Annotated in this window: 10 protein-coding genes; 7 read left to right on the top strand and 3 right to left on the bottom strand. The window is 61.4% G+C overall.

All coding sequences use genetic code 11. From position 1 onward, the window contains the following. Positions 1–193 precede the first annotated feature (193 nt). Positions 194–1717: an esterase-like activity of phytase family protein gene (locus ACYPXD_RS11940; protein WP_459711149.1), complete on the top strand. Its 1524-nt coding sequence runs from the start codon at positions 194–196 to the stop codon at positions 1715–1717. 40 nt (positions 1718–1757) lie between these two features. Here the strand turns inward: ACYPXD_RS11940 and ACYPXD_RS11935 are convergent, their stop codons facing one another. After that, on the bottom strand, positions 1758–2249 hold the full coding sequence (locus ACYPXD_RS11935) for an OsmC family protein (RefSeq protein ID WP_459711147.1): 492 nt from the start codon (positions 2247–2249) through the stop codon (positions 1758–1760). Positions 2250–2327: 78 nt separating this feature from the next. Then, positions 2328–3713, bottom strand: a complete 1386-nt coding sequence (locus ACYPXD_RS11930; protein ID WP_459711145.1) for an FAD-binding oxidoreductase — start codon at positions 3711–3713, stop codon at positions 2328–2330. Positions 3714–3973: 260 nt separating this feature from the next. Here ACYPXD_RS11930 and ACYPXD_RS11925 point away from each other — a divergent pair, with 260 nt between their 5' ends. Further along, the gene (locus ACYPXD_RS11925) at positions 3974–4927 is read left to right on the top strand and encodes an isopenicillin N synthase family dioxygenase (RefSeq protein WP_459711143.1); all 954 of its coding nucleotides are present in this window, start codon (positions 3974–3976) and stop codon (positions 4925–4927) included. A 42-nt stretch (positions 4928–4969) separates the two neighbouring features. Here the strand turns inward: ACYPXD_RS11925 and ACYPXD_RS11920 are convergent, their stop codons facing one another. Next, positions 4970–6061 (bottom strand): TIGR03118 family protein, encoded by a 1092-nt coding sequence (locus ACYPXD_RS11920; protein WP_459711141.1) that lies wholly within the window; start codon positions 6059–6061, stop codon positions 4970–4972. Between the two features lie 615 nt (positions 6062–6676). On the opposite strand from ACYPXD_RS11920, the gene gspI reads away from it, so the two are divergent. From gspI to ACYPXD_RS11895, 5 genes are all read left to right on the top strand, one after another. Then, complete coding sequence (gene gspI, locus ACYPXD_RS11915) at positions 6677–7057, top strand: type II secretion system minor pseudopilin GspI (protein WP_459711139.1); 381 nt, start codon at positions 6677–6679, stop codon at positions 7055–7057. Then, positions 7041–7706 carry a prepilin-type N-terminal cleavage/methylation domain-containing protein gene (locus ACYPXD_RS11910; RefSeq protein ID WP_459711137.1) on the top strand — a complete coding sequence of 222 codons (666 nt, stop codon included), beginning with the start codon at positions 7041–7043 and terminating at the stop codon, positions 7704–7706. The genes gspI and ACYPXD_RS11910 overlap by 17 nt, the downstream gene beginning before the upstream one ends. Positions 7707–8056: 350 nt before the next feature. Further along, a complete protein-coding gene (locus ACYPXD_RS11905; RefSeq protein WP_459711134.1) occupies positions 8057–10276 on the top strand; it encodes a tetratricopeptide repeat protein in 2220 nt (739 codons plus the stop codon). Positions 10277–10454: 178 nt separating this feature from the next. After that, a complete protein-coding gene (locus tag ACYPXD_RS11900; RefSeq protein WP_459711132.1) occupies positions 10455–12656 on the top strand; it encodes a tetratricopeptide repeat protein in 2202 nt (733 codons plus the stop codon). 21 nt (positions 12657–12677) lie between these two features. Then, the gene (locus ACYPXD_RS11895; protein ID WP_459711130.1) at positions 12678–14945 is read left to right on the top strand and encodes a tetratricopeptide repeat protein; all 2268 of its coding nucleotides are present in this window, start codon (positions 12678–12680) and stop codon (positions 14943–14945) included. Positions 14946–15100: the final 155 nt, after the last annotated feature.

Genomic DNA, 15100 nt, shown 5'->3' with positions numbered 1-15100 from the left:
TGTCCCGAGCGACGAAGGGTCACACCCAACGCGCCCGAAACCCGCGCCGCGCGCGCGTTTCAAGCCCGCAATGTCACCTGCGTGACATGAAAATTACCGAGTATTTCGACGGCTATCCGTAAAGGTCTTCCGTTCTCGCGGCGCCGCGCGCGGTGCCGCATCTTCTGGCAATGCACCTCGAAGGAGATACTCGATGTCGAAATCCAGATCGTTTGCGTTGACGCTTATCGCTTCAGTGTTCGCGGCATCGACGGCCCATGCCGGCGTCGATCTGATCGCGACAGGTCAGCTTGGCGGCACCATCGGCGACCTCTCGCGCGAAACCTCGGCGCCGCTCGAAAACGGCGCGCCGGGCAACCTGTTGGGCGGCATCGGTTCCGCGATGAGCTTCGCCGGCTGCAATACCTTTATCGCTGTGCCCGACCGCGGCCCCAACGCGATTCCGTTCAACCCGGCGATCGACGACACCGTGTCGTATATCAATCGCTTCCAGACGCTGAACCTCACGCTCTCGCACGCGCCGGCGGGCTCCGATCTTCCGTTCGTGGCGACGCCGAAGCTGGTGAATACGACGCTGCTCCATACGTCGGATCACCTCGTGTATGGCAACGGCGCGGCCGAGAACGTGCCGAACGGCGCGCCGAAGCTCAACAGGACCGAGCACACGAACTACTTCACGGGCCGCTCGGACAACTTCGATCCGACGAAGTTGTCGACGAATCCGCTCGATGCGCGGCTGGATCCGGAAAGCATCCGCGTTGCGAACGATGGACAGAGCATCTACATTTCAGACGAGTACGGTCCGTACATCTATCAGTTCGACCGCGGCACCGGTCGTCGAATCGATGTGATCAAGGTGCCGGATGCGTTTGCAGTCTCGTTGTTGAGTCCGGTCGGCAATACGGAGATTGCCAACAACACGTCGGGCCGCGTCGCGAACAAGGGCATGGAAGGGCTGGCGATTTCGCCGGACGGCAAGACGCTCTTTGGCGCGATGCAAAGTCCGCTGCTGCAGGACGGCGGCACCAATGGCGGATTCACGCGCATTCTGAAGATCGATTTGCGCACGGGCAAGACGCAGCAGTACGCGTATCCGCTCACGAATATCGGCACCGACCAGAAGCCGAGCTTCCCGACGATCAGCGACGTCGTTGCCGTCAACGATCACGTGCTGCTAATGGACGAACGCGACGGCCATGGTCTCGGCGACGATTCAGCCGCGGTGTTCAAGAAGGTGTTTCGCGTCGATCTGGACGGCGCGCAGGACGTGAGCCAAACCAGCGGCCAGGACGGCCTCAAGCCGCTCGCGCTGCAAAAGACGCTGTTTCTCGACGTGGTCGATGGGCTGACGAAGCACGGCTTCAAGGCGACCGAAATTCCGGCGAAGCTCGAGAGCCTGACGTTCGGTCCGGATATCAAGGTGCATGGCGAGCGCAAACACACGTTTCTGATTGCGAACGACAACGACTTTCTCGGCACGGTGACGGACAGCCTGCATCCGAACGGCGAGCCGAACCCGAATCAGTTCTTTGTGTTTGCGATCGATAAAAGCGATCTGCCCGACTATGTGCCGCAGCAGCTGTCGGGACGCGGCCACATCGACGATTCGAACGGACATGGGCACGGCAACGTGTGCAGTTTCGTAACCGACGATCAGGATGACGACGATGACGGTCACGATCATGGGCTTGGCCATGGCCACGATGGGTCGCACTAACCAGGCACTAGGCCGGCGCTAGGCGGGCATTAAGCACGCACTAACGGGGCTGAGGCCAGGCTGAAGCGAACTCGATCGTCGGCTCGCACAGAATGGGGAAATTGACCGAGTTCGCCACGTAGCATTTCTCGTGTGCGGCGTGATGCAGATGTTCGGCACGCTCGCGATCGTCGCCCGCGCGTATCGTTACGCGCGGGCGCAGAACGATTTCCGTGAAGCTTCCGCGTTGCGGACTATCGAGCATCGTGCCTTGCGCATCGTCGACATAAGCGAGCACCGTGATGCCGGCCTCGGCGCACAGATGCAGATACCAGAGCTTGTGACACGCGGAAGCCGCCGCGACGACGAGGTCTTCCGGACTCCAGCGCGCCGCATCGCCGAGAAACGCGGCATCCGACGAACCGGGAATGTCGGGCCTGGTTCCCGAGCGAATCGTGTGATCGCGGCTGTAGTCGCGATAGCCTGATGTGCCGGTGCCTTTATTGCCGGTCCATTCCACCGTGACGTTGTATGTATGCTCGCCGTGTGCCATGACCGCGGTTTCCTTGAGGTCGCGTACGCGAAAGCCTCATTATGCCCGTGCGTGCTGGGGTAACTGGCGGTGCTCGCACTACATGCGCGGCTTGATGTTCTGATTGAGCCGGAAGAAATTGGTGGGATCGTATTTCGTCTTGACGTCGACGAGCCGTTCATAGTTGTTGCCAAATGCGGCACGCACTGCGCTCGCGCCTTCGTCGCCGAGGAAATTCACGAGGCACGTGTAGCTCGAATACGGCTTGAGCGCATCCGAGAACCCGCGAGCCCATGCGATATTCGGCGCGCATTGCAGCGCATCGACCCATTTTGCTTCGATGCCGATACTGAAGCCCGCGTTGCGGTGAGGAAACGCGGTGGCGCCCGCATCGACCTTGTTTACCGCGCCGCTGAAAATCTGCACGAGCACCGCGTTGAGGTTCGACGGCGCCTGATTGCTTTGCGCGACGATCACATCGATGGCGGCATCGCTGAGTTCGTGCAGGAATGTCGAGCGCCAGTAGTTGTGAAGTCCGTCGGGGTGCGTTGCGTCGGCGAGTTTTTGCATCTCGGGAAACGGCATCGGCTGTATCGCTTCGAATAGGGGCTGTGCAGCCGCTCCTAGCGACTGAACAATCGGCGCGCCGGCTTCGGGGCTACCGCAATAGCACATCATGATGGCCACCACGGGCGCGCCTTCGGGCGTCGTGACGAGGCCCGCGTAGGCCGTCAATTCTTCGGGCGCGGTCTGCATGAAGGTGCGATAAAAGCGCAGCACGGTTGCAGCCTCGCTGCGTGGATAAGCGATCATGCCGCCGAGCACCGTCGAAACCGGGTGCGCGCGAAATTGAAACGATGTGACCACGCCGAAATTTCCGCCGCCGCCGCGCAGCGCCCAGAACAGATCCGAATGCGATGCGCCGTGCACTTGCAGCACTTCACCCTGCGCGCTGACGACTTCGCAGAAAAGCAGACTGTCGCAAGCGAGGCCGTATTTGCGCGACAGCCAGCCTACGCCGCCGCCGAGTGTCAAGCCCGCCACGCCGGTTTTCGACATCACACCGGCCGGCACCGCGAGCCCATGCCGGTGTGTTTCGCGATCGACGTCTTCGAGCAGCGCGCCCGCTTCCACGGTGACCGTACGCGAAGGTGCGTCGACGCTCACCTGTTTCATCAGCGAGAGATCGATCACGAGGCCGTCGTCGCAGAGCGCGCGGCCTGCGATGTTGTGCCCGCCGCCTTTCACCGCGACGAGCAGATTGTTGATACGCGCGAACTGCACTGCACGCACGACATCGTTAGTTGTCTTGCAGCGCGCGATAAGACCCGGCCGCTTGTCGATGCTCGCATTCCACAGCGTGCGCGCCGCGTCGTAGTCCGAATCGCCGGGCAAAACCGACTGGCCGGCAAATGAATTGATAAACCGCTTGACGGTCCGTAGCTCGACGATCGAGCCGTCGGCATGCTTGAGTATTCCGCTCATCCAATGCTCCTTAGAAGTCGGCTGAGCCACGACCGAGTCGCAGCGGTTAGCGCGAGGTCCTTCGAAAGCGCTTGAATCTATTTATGGCCTTTGCGCGGCGTCGCTTCTCTCATGAGGCGAAGGCGGTCGCGCTTTCCCGAACTGACGAAGCGACGAATGAATCCCTCATTCTTCGCTCATTTTCAGCATTTACGATAAGTCTCAACGTAGGCCGCAATGCGTTTGCCGATTGAATTTGAGCAACCCGAACGGGAGGCATCATGTTGGTACCTGTAATCGATATCTCGGCACTCTACGAGGATGACCCGGCCGGTTGGGAAGCCGTGGAGGACAAGCTGTACGAAGCTCACACCACGGTGGGCTTCTCGATTCTGACCGGCCACGGCATACCGCCGCGGATGATGGATGCCGTGTTCGCCGCGTCGGCGCACTTCTATGCGCTGCCGCTCGAACAAAAGCTCGCGTACCGCTATGGCGCGAATCTGCGCGGCTACCTGCCGCTCAATACGTCGACGTTGATCCGCTCGACGTTGGGCTCCGCGCGCAAGCCGAATCACAGCGAGTCGTTTATCGTGCTCAACGAACTCGACGAAAACCTGCGCGAACAGTGGGCGCGCTCCGCAATGGGCGGGCACCAGGTATGGCCGCAAGATCCGAAGTTCGAAATCGCCGTGCGGCGCTATCGGGCGGCGATGTCGGGCGTCGCGCACGCGGTGGTACGCTGCTTTTCATGCATGCTGGGTTTGCAACGCGACGGTCTCGACCGTTACTTCGCACGGCCGAATCCGATTTTGCGTTTGCTGCACTATCCGGCATTGCCGAACCGTGAGGCCGATCAGTTCGGCTCGGCGCCGCACACCGATTACGGCTGCTTCACGTTTATCGCGCAAGACAGTGTAGGCGGCCTGCAGATCAAGGCGGCGGACGGCAGCTGGTTCGACGTGCCGGCCATCGAGCATGCGCTCGTGCTGAACACCGGGCAGATTATGGAAGCATGGAGCGACGGCCTTTTCAAAGCCACGCCGCACCGCGTGATCAACCCTCGGGAACGGTCGCGCTATTCGATCGGCTTCTTCTACGATTGCGAATTGAACACGCGCGTGATGCCGCTTACGTCGGTGCCGGAACCGATTTGCGACTGCGCGCCGCAGCCGAAGACCTACGGCGAGCATCTCGAGACGATGCTGCGCGCGAACTACTCATTCACGAATTGACGCGTTGAATGGAGCGCGCGCGGCAGCATCGCAGGCCAACGGTTACTGATTCGACAGGTCGATGCGGCCGAATACGCCCGTTGTCTTGCTCGGGCCACCGGCAAAGAACAGCGTGTTTTTCGGCTGATTGTCGACGTCATTGCCGAAGCTCATGCCCCACAGGCCCATTTGCACGAACGGCTGGCCTGTGCCGAGCGTGAGCTTGCCCATATCCTGGCCAGTCGTCGGATTGAATACTTCGATAAAGCCTGAGCCGAAGTTGCCGACGAGCATCATGTTCGACAGCGGGCCGAAGTTCGACGGCGCGAGCACCATGCCCCACGGCGCGTTGAGCACGCCGCCGTTGCTCACGATGCGGCGGATAAAGTTGCCGTTCAGATCGAATTCGTCGAGCACGCCAAGACCGTCACCGGTTACCTGGGCCGCCTTCGCCGCATTCTGCTGAGCGTAAGTGACGAACACGCTATTGCCGAGGTGCTGGATGCCGAACGGCGCAAAGCCAGCCGGCATATTGGGGTCGACGAACTGGCCGGCGGGCTGGATCTTGTTGAACTGCGCGTCGAACATGTCGACCTTCGCGCCGTGGAAGTCGGTTGCGTAAAGGCGGTTCTGACCGTTCACGTTGACCATCGTGATGCCTTTGTAGTTCGCGCCGCCTGCGCCATCGTCGAAGGCAGTCACGGCTTCGGTGGGCAGCACGTTGGGCGACCATGCGGCGATCGTGCCCGCGAACGTCGCCCAGATAAATACCGCCTTGTTGGGCGCGCCGCCATTGGCGCTGATCATGAAGTCCGTGGTCGGGTTGAAGATGATGCCCGTCGGACTGGCGGGGCCGTTCGTGCCATCCGGAATCGAGACGACGAGCGACTGGATGTTGCCGTTGCCGTCGAACAGTGAGGCTTTTTGAGTGTTGTTATCGGAGACCCACATCGTCGCGGTGGGGTTGAAGGCGACGCCCCATCCGTTTTGCAGGTCCGGGTCGGCCTTGGTGGCGACGATGCTGCCATCGGAATCGAGCAGCGTTTCATTGAAGGTCTGCGCGGCGGGCGGCGGATTGTCATCGCCGCCACAGGCCGCGACGACGACTGCTACCGATGCTGCAAGTGCGAGACCGAGAAGAGTTTTGCGATTCATCACGTGGAGCTCCTGTTGAGGTTGTTCTGGGCATGAACGGGTTTTCGCGGCGCCACGACTTTGCACGCATGCCTAACGATGCGCGCCGATGCGGGGGGATGGCACCATCGCTGCGCATTGCATAGCAAGCCTATGCAATGCACAGCACACTCAAAACAGCATCTAAAGAAGCTTTATTCCTAAGAAATCAAGTGCACGTGCGGACGTGAAGTTGTTGAACGAATGAAAGGCTTCTGTACCGCAAATGGGTGGGCGCATGCCCATGAAGGACGTCGAATGGTGAGGAAATACGGGATCTGGGCGATATGAGGTTCGCTCAGGCGACGGTGCGAAGTGATGTCACGAAAGACGTCGTCAGAACGTGGCAAAAAGGTACACACAATCCGACACGGATTCGCCATGAGAATCGGCTAAGTTCGCTTGCGCATTCGCGAGTTCTCCTTTTGCGGGCACGGGGAGCGGGCATCGGGTCTGGTTATTCGTTGTTCGAGCGGACGCGCGATGAGAGGGACTCCACCGATTCGACATGAGCGAGTGATGCGGATGAAGCCAGGGGGTGGTGGTGCGGAGGGCGTGCGACGCGGTGGCGACCGTGGCCGGCGTTGCGGCGCGGTGATGAGCTTGGATGCCGTTCAAGGGTTCACGCTGATCGAAGTGCTGATTGCACTGGCGATTGTGGCAATCGCGATGGGCGCGGTGCTACGTGCGATCGGGTCGCTGGCGGCGGATACCGATTCGGCCCGGGCGCATCTGCTTGCGCTGTGGAGCGCGGATAACGCGTTGAGCGAGCTGCGTATTACTTCTGCATGGCCGGCGCCGGGGCAAACGACGTTTGCTTGTCCGCAAGGGGCTTATCGGTTTGTTTGCCGGCAGGTGGTGACGGTCATGGCGAGTCCGCTCGTGCGGCAGGTGACGGTGAGTGTTTATCCGTCGGTCGCGAATCGGGTGGTGTTGGCGGAGGTTGTGACGGTGGTGCAGGATGAAGCGCGCCACTAGGCCGCCGCGTGCCATTGCACGCGCAACCGGTTTTACGCTGATCGAAATGCTCGTCGCGATCGCGCTGCTTGCGGTAGTTGCCGTCCTCGCATGGCGTGGACTCGATGCGTCTGTGCGCGGACGTGACGATGTGACTTCCAATCTCGCTGAAACGCGGCTGCTGGGCCGTTACTTTTCCCAATTGCAGTTCGACATGATGAACCTCGTCACACCGGACGAGGTGTTCGGGCCGCCGTTGAGGATTCGGCGCGATGAGCTTGTGCTGATACGGCATCTAGGAGTGGGGAATGCGCCTACGCAGGTGCAGGTGGTTCGGTATCAATTGAAGAGCCATCAGTTGATGCGCAGTGCGTCGCAGCCGTTGTCGTCGCTGTCACAGCTTGCGGATGCGCTGCATCATATGGATGACTTTGCGAGCGTGGTAGCGAGTGATCGGGCGCAGGGGATGAGTCTTGCAGTGTGGGTGCCGCAGACCGGTTGGACAGGCGACCAGAAGGTGCTGGACAGCACTTATGCAAGATTTCTCGACGTGCACGGCGTCAGCAACGGTACATCGGTCGGCTTGCCGTTGCCGCGCGGCATTCGCTTCACCGTGACGATGGGCACGCCACCCATCGAGTTCGTCCGCACGCTTCCGATAGGGCAGTAGTCGGGCAGTAATCGCGGCGAACCATCGGGCGAATGGTCCAATCGCATCCCGGACCCGTGCCGTTATGCGGCGTGCCCAATTGCGATTGTCATGTTGCCTCCCGTCATATCGCATCGAAGCCGCCCGCGACGATTGGCGGTGTTTTCGCACGGAGGCCGAAAAATGCTTTAAAGCAATGTGACATCCAGTCTGCATGCGCCTCTCCAACGCGCGGCAAAATGGTCCGTAACATTCGTCACACGCGTGTTACTCCCTGTCCGCTAGTCTGGCTGCTCAGATCGGGAGGCGGCATCAGGTTCGCGCTGATCTGTGCTCACTGTGTCTCAACAGGACAGGATCAGGAGGCGGGCATGGAGGTCGATCACCCAACCGGCGCGCGCGAGGGCGCGTCCGTGCCGACGGATGCGGCACGGCGCCAGGCCACCGCGCATTTCTCACGCGGCAGGGATCTGCACGGCACAAGCAAATTCGATGAAGCCGCACGCGAATACCACGCCGCACTCGCGGTGCATCCCGATTATGCGGAAGCGCTGCATCTGTTCGGCGTGCTAGAGTTCCAGCGTGGCAACGCAGCGGCATCGGAAGCATTGCTCCGGCAGTCGGTGGCGCTTGCGAACGCCGTCAGTCCGATCTCGGATCTGGGCGCGGTGCTCGCGGCAAACGGCAAAGCCGATGAGGGCATGGTGCAACTGGACCGCGCGCTGCAACTCGATCGCAACCACGTGCAGACGCTGATCCGCCGCTCCAACATGCTGATGGGCATGCGCCGATATGAAGAGGCGCTGGCCGGCTATGACCGGGCGCTTGCCGTGTCGCCGTTGACGCTCGATGCGCTATGCAATCGCGGTGCTGCATTGCGCGCACTTGAACGGCTGCAGGATGCGGTAGAAAGCTACCAGCGCGCGCTGACCGTCGACCCGCGATCGTTTGAATCGTTCTACAACCTCGCGAATGTGCAGCGCGATTTGCAGCGCAATGCGGAGGCGCTGCAAAACTACGATCGCGCGCTGGCGATTGTGCCGAATCATGCCGATATTCTGTCGGCGCGTGGGCGCACGCTGGTTGATCTTGGGCGTGCCCGCGAGGCATTGGCGAGCTTCAACGAAGCGATTGCGACGCGGCCGGATTTTGTCGAAGCGATCTATAACAGTGCCGTAGCGCTCGAGAGGCTTGGGCGAGCGGAAGAAGCGCTCGAACGATGCGACCGCGCGCTGGCACGGGAGCCGAACCATGCAAAGGCGCTGGCTGCGCGCGGCAATGCATTGCTGCATCTGACCCGGTATGAAGAGGCCGCGCAGGCGTATCAACGCGCACTCGAACTCGAACCCGGGGCAGTGGACGTGCTCTGCAACCGCGGTACGGCTTTGCGACATATCGAACGGCACGAAGAAGCGCTGCTGAGCTACGACGCAGCGCTTGCCGGTAGCGCGAACTTCCCCGAAGCGTGGTGCAATCGCGGCAATGTGTTGCAAGACTTGCATCGCTATGAAGAAGCGATGAACTCGTATGACCGCGCAATCGCGGTGAACCCGAAATACGCGATCGCGTGGTTCAACCGCGGCAATGTGCTGCTCGAAACGAATCGCCTCGATGCCGCACTGCAAGCGTATGACAAGGCGGTTGCGCTCGATCCGAACTATCCGGATGCGCATTTTGGCCTGGGTTTTATTCATCTGGTGCAGGGCGACTTCGCGAACGGCTGGCCGAAGTACGAATGGCGCTTGCGCGATCCGAAGTCGGAATATAACCGCCGCACGTTTGCGCAGCCGCGCTGGACCGGAGAGCAGCCGCTGCAAGGGCGCACGATTCTGCTCCACGCGGAGCAGGGTTTCGGCGACACATTGCAGTTTTGCCGCTACGTCGAACGCATCGCGAACAGGGGCGCACAGGTCGTGCTTGAAGTGCAGCCCGCGTTGCGGTCGCTGCTTGCGTCGTTGCCCGGCGCTGCGCAGGTTATCGCGCTCGGCGACCCGCTGCCGCCGCATGACTATCAGTGTCCGCTGCTTAGCCTGCCGTTTGCATTCAAGACAGAGCTGTCGACCATTCCAGCGGATGTCCCCTATGTTCACGCGAATCCCGAGCTGATGGCGAAATGGGCCGAAACGCTGGGCGCCAAGCGCCGCATGCGCGTGGGTGTCGCGTGGTCGGGCAATCCTGAACACAAAAACGACCGCAACCGTTCGATGGAGCTAGCGACGCTGTCGCCGCTGTTTGATCTCGATATCGAATGGATCAACTTGCAGAAAGTGGTGCGCGGGCGCGATATCGCGGTGCTCGAGGCGTCGCCATTGCGTCACTTCGATACGGAACTTCGCGATTTTGCGGACACTGCGGCGCTAATGGAATCACTCGATCTTGTGATTTCCGTCGATACCGCGGTGGCTCATCTGGCCGGTTCATTGAATCGGCCCGTGTGGATTTTGCTGTCACATCTGGGTGAATGGCGCTGGATGCGTGAGCGTAACGACAGTCCGTGGTATCCGGGCGCGCGTTTGTTCCGGCAGCCGGGGCCCGGACGCTGGCGGGAGCTTGTCGATACGGTCCGACAGGAACTCGCCCGCCAGTTTTGATCGCGATGCCGTGCAAAGCGGCGTCGCGCGCGCCGCAACCGCACATCCCTACCCATGCGCAACTCTGTGACGTCCGACGAGAGGATCATCGATGGTGTCTGAAGCGGGAAGAACAACGCGAGGCGGCACGCATACGCAGCCAGCGACAGGGGTAGCGGGAGGCGTCGCACCGTCGGTTGTGCGGGCGTCGTCGACGGTAGTCGAAGGCGCGCTGAAGCGTGCACGGACATTGCATGAACGCGGTGCGCTGGACGATGCGGAACGCGGATATCGCGATGTGTTGCTGGCAGACCCGGAGCATGCGGAGGCCTTGCATCTGCTCGGTGTAGTGCATTTTCAGCGCGGGCGGCTGGACGAAGCCGATGAGGTGTTGAGCCGATCCATTGAGCAGAGGCCGTCGGCGCTGGCGCTGTCAAATCACGCATCCGTGCTGACGAGCCTTGGACGGCGTGAGGACGCATTAAAGCGACTGGATGAGGCTCTTCGAATCAATCCGGCTCACCCACGTGCGTGGTTGCTGAGCGCGGGATTGCTCGCGGCTCTGAATCGTTACGATGAAGCACTGAAGGCCTACGATCGGCTGCTCGAAATCGCGTCGACAGCGGCCGATGTGTGGAGCGGTCGGGCGGCTGTGCTGAGCGCCCTGCAACGCTTTCCGGAAGCGTTGGAATCGAGTGAAAGAGCATTGCGGATCGAGCGGCGTTCATTCAACGGATACAGCCAACGCGGGCACGCGTTGCGTGGCCTGAACCGGCTCGAAGATGCGCTCGATAGCTATGGCCGCGCGCTTGCGATTGCGCCCAACAGCGGCGAAGTGCTGGTCATGCAGGGGCTGACGCTTGCCGATCTCGGCCGCTTTGACGCGGCGCTCGCGAGCTTGAGCGAGGCCATCGCCGGGCAGCCCGACTTTGTCGATGCAATCTACAACAGTGCGGTGGTGCTCGAACGCCTGGGCCGTCTCGAGGATGCGCTTGCACGCTGCGATCGGGTGCTCGCATTGAATGCGCAGCACGCGCCGGCGCTAGCCAACAAAGGCAATGTACTGCATGCACTGCAGCGCTTTGCGGCGGCGCTGGAAAGCTATGACGCGTCACTGGAAATCGCATCTTCGTCGCTCGAAGTATTGTGCAACCGGGCACATACGCTGACGAACTTGCGCCGGGAACCCGAAGCGCTCGAAAGCTGCGAGCGTGCCATTGCCATCGACGAGACGTACGCGCCCGCGTGGTATCACCGCGGCTGCGTGCTGCATCGGATGCATCGGTATGAAGAGGCGATTGCGAGCCACGATCGCGTGCTCGCCAGCGATCCCGACGACAAGCCGTCGCGCTACCAGCGCGGCAACGCATTGCGCTCGCTGATGCGTCACGAAGAAGCATTGATCGAGTTCGACCGCGTACTCGAACTTGAGCCGCAGCACATGATGACGCATTTTTCGAAAGCGTTCGTTTATTTGCAGATGGGCGATTTCGAAAAGGGTTGGCCAGAATACGAGTGGCGCTGGCGCGAGGCTCAGGTGGGCGCATTCAGGCGTTCGTTTGCTCAACCGCTGTGGCTCGGAGAGGAGCCGATCGAGGGTAAGACGATCCTTTTGCATGCTGAGCAGGGTCTTGGCGATACGCTGCAATTCTGCCGATACGCCAAACTCGTCAAGTCACTTGGTGCGAGGGTGATTGTCGAAGCGCAGGCGTCGCTAAAGTCATTGCTGGCGGACGTCGAAGGCGTCGATCAAGTCGTTTCCGCGGGCGAACCACTTCCACCATTCGATGTGCATACGCCTTTGCTGAGCTTGCCACTCGCGTTTCAAACAGAGCTTTCGTCAATTCCCGGCGGCGTGCCGTACCTTCGGACGAGCGACGAACACGTCGTGCACTGGCAGGGATTATTGGGGACGCGCAGTCGACCGCGCATCGGCATCGCCTGGTCGGGAAATCCGAATCACCTGGACGACCACAACCGGTCAATTCCGCTTGAGGAACTGTTGGGCAGGTTGCCGGATTCGGTCGAGTGGGTCAGCGTGCAGAAGTTCGTGCGTGGGGAAGAGCAGGCACTGCTGGAAAAGTCCAACGTCCGTCACTTCGGTGAGGTCATCTCCGACTTTTCCGATACCGCGGCTTTGATGCAGTGCCTCGATTGCGTTCTGAGCGTCGATACGTCTGTCGCGCATCTTGCGGGCGCGCTCGGTCGCCCCGTATGGATCATGCTGCCGTATTTGCCGGATTGGCGATGGCTGCTTGGTCGCGATGACAGCCCATGGTATCCAACCGCTCGCCTCTTTCGGCAAACGAGCGCCGGCGAGTGGAGCGATGTGTTCGAGCGGATAGGCTCTGCATTGCAGTCATTGTCCCCACCCGCCGCGTCTGTGAATCCCCTGGCCTGAACGATGTCGGAGCGGCGAGCGATGAAGCGCAACACTGAACGAACCCGAAACGTTCTGGAGGTTCACGAAGGTATTTCGGGCGAGCGGGCGTCGACGATGCACGCGGCGATAAGCGCGTCGATTCAGAGGGGGCGCACGCTGCACGAGCGTGGCGCGTTCGCTGAAGCACAGCAGCTATATCGCGGGGTACTGGCGATCGACCCGAACCATGTGGAAGCGTTGCTGTTGCTGGGAACGATTTGCGACCAGATTGGCGATGCCGCGCAAGCGGAGCAACTGCTTTCGCACGCGCTGCGGTTTGAAAAGCGGTCAGCCTGGGCATTCGCGAACTATGGCGCAGTGCTGGTCAAGCTAGGGCGGTACGAAGCCGCGCTTGCGCCGATTCAGGCAGCACTGCAGCTGGATCCGCAACATGCGCCCGCATACGTCGCGCTCGGCAATGCAATGCTCTGGCTCGAGCGCTGCGCGCAAGCGCAGGCCGCCTATGAGCGTGCGCTAACCCTGTCGCCGGCGTTACCCGAGGCCTGGAGCAATCGTGGCAATGCCTTGCGCGCGCTTGGTCGGCCAGCGGATGCCCTCATCAGCTTCGATCGCGCATTGCAATTGGCGCCGCACAACTATGCGGCGCATACGAATCGTGGGCATGCACTGCGCGATCTGGGTCGTTATGACGAGGCGTTGCGCAGCTATCGGCTCGCGCTCGTCGTACGTCCTCGCGTGGCCGGGCTGCTGTCGCTGTGCGGGGCGATGCTGCTGATGCTGGGCCATGAACTGGAAGCGCTCGCCAGTTTCGATGAGGCGCTCGAGGTCGACCCGGACGATCTGGAAGTGCTCTACAACAGCTGTATCGCACTCGACAAGTTGCAACTGCACGACGCACTGCTGACGCGCTGCGAGCGCCTTCTCGCGCGCGCGCCGGACCACGCTACCGCGTGGCTCGGCAAGGCGAACGCGCTGCTTGGGCTGCGGCGATACGAGGAGGCCGCCGACGCTTACGCGCACGCTGCCGCGCGCGATCCAGATCCGCAGATCGCGTTGAATAACCGGAGTGTCGCGTTGCGGATGCAGGACCGCTACGCGCAAGCGCTGGAAAGCCTCGACGATGCGCTTACGCGCTTCGACGCGGATGCGCAGCTGTTGATCAGCCGCGCTATCACGCTGCGGCAGTTGGGCCGCTACGACAATGCCCTGGCGAGCTACGAAGCGGCAAGCGTCGTGAAACCGACGGACTCGAACAGCTGGGGACTGCGCGGCACCGCCTTGCAGCAGATGTTGCGTTTTGATGAAGCGCTGGCTTGTTATCGTCGAATGCAGGACCTCGAGCCGGCAAAGCACGATGGGCATCAGGAGGAAGCGTATTGCCAATTGCTGCTGGGAAACTTCGCCGAGGGTTGGCGCAAGTACGAATACCGTTGGATTGAACCGGGCGCGGCGCGCGCGCGCCGTCATGCGGACCGCCCACTCTGGACGGGGCGCGATTCGATTGCAGGAAAGACCGTGCTGCTCCATGCGGAGCAGGGCTTTGGAGACACACTGCAGTTTTGCCGCTACGCAGGCCTCGTCGAGGCACGCGGTGCGAGCGTCGTGCTTCAGGTGCCTCGCGCGCTGAGGGCGTTGCTGTCTTCGCTGCGCGGCGGCCATCGTCTGGTTACGGTCGACGACGCGCTCCCGACGTTCGACTTCCAGTGTCCGCTAATGAGTTTGCCGCTTGCTTTCAATACGGATCTGGCAAGCATTCCCGCTGCGGTGCCGTATCTGTATGCGGACCCTGAGCGCGCGCGCGCCTGGGGCGAACGGCTACGAGCGCGCGCCCTGTCCGGTCGCCTTAGCGTGGGGCTCGCGTGGTCGGGCAACCCGTCGCACAACAACGATCTGAACCGGTCCATCGCGTTCACCACTTTCGCTCCGCTGCTGGCGTTGGGTGCAACGTTCGTCAGCCTGCATCAGCAGGTTCGGGAGCGCGATGCAGCAGCGCTTGCGCAAAGCGGCGCTGTTCACTTCGGTGCGGAACTAGTCGATTTCGCCGACACGGCTGCGCTGATCGAAAACCTCGACCTGGTGATTTCGGTGGATACCTCGGTGGTTCACCTGGCAGGTGCGCTTGGCAAACCAGTCTGGGTTGTGCTGCCTCGCGTACCGGACTGGCGCTGGCTGTTGTCGCGAGACGACAGCCCGTGGTATCCGTCCGCACGTCTGTTCCGCCAGGATAAACCCGGCGACTGGCCCACGGTGATCGAACGTGTTGCGCAAGCACTTGCGCGGCAAATCGATGCCGGTGGCGGCAAATGACGGCGCAGCAAGGTTCGCCACGATGTGCGCATGCATGACGGAAATGTGACCAAAGATTCGCATCTTCTCGTCGGCAATAAGGTGCGTAGCACCGGAAATACGGCTGCCATGGCCTGTCCGTAACGTCTGATCGTTTACGAGCCCGCACTGGGCTA

The sequence above is a fragment of the Paraburkholderia sp. 2C genome (assembly GCF_054589215.1).
This window is presented reverse-complemented; position numbering and strand designations above follow the sequence as displayed.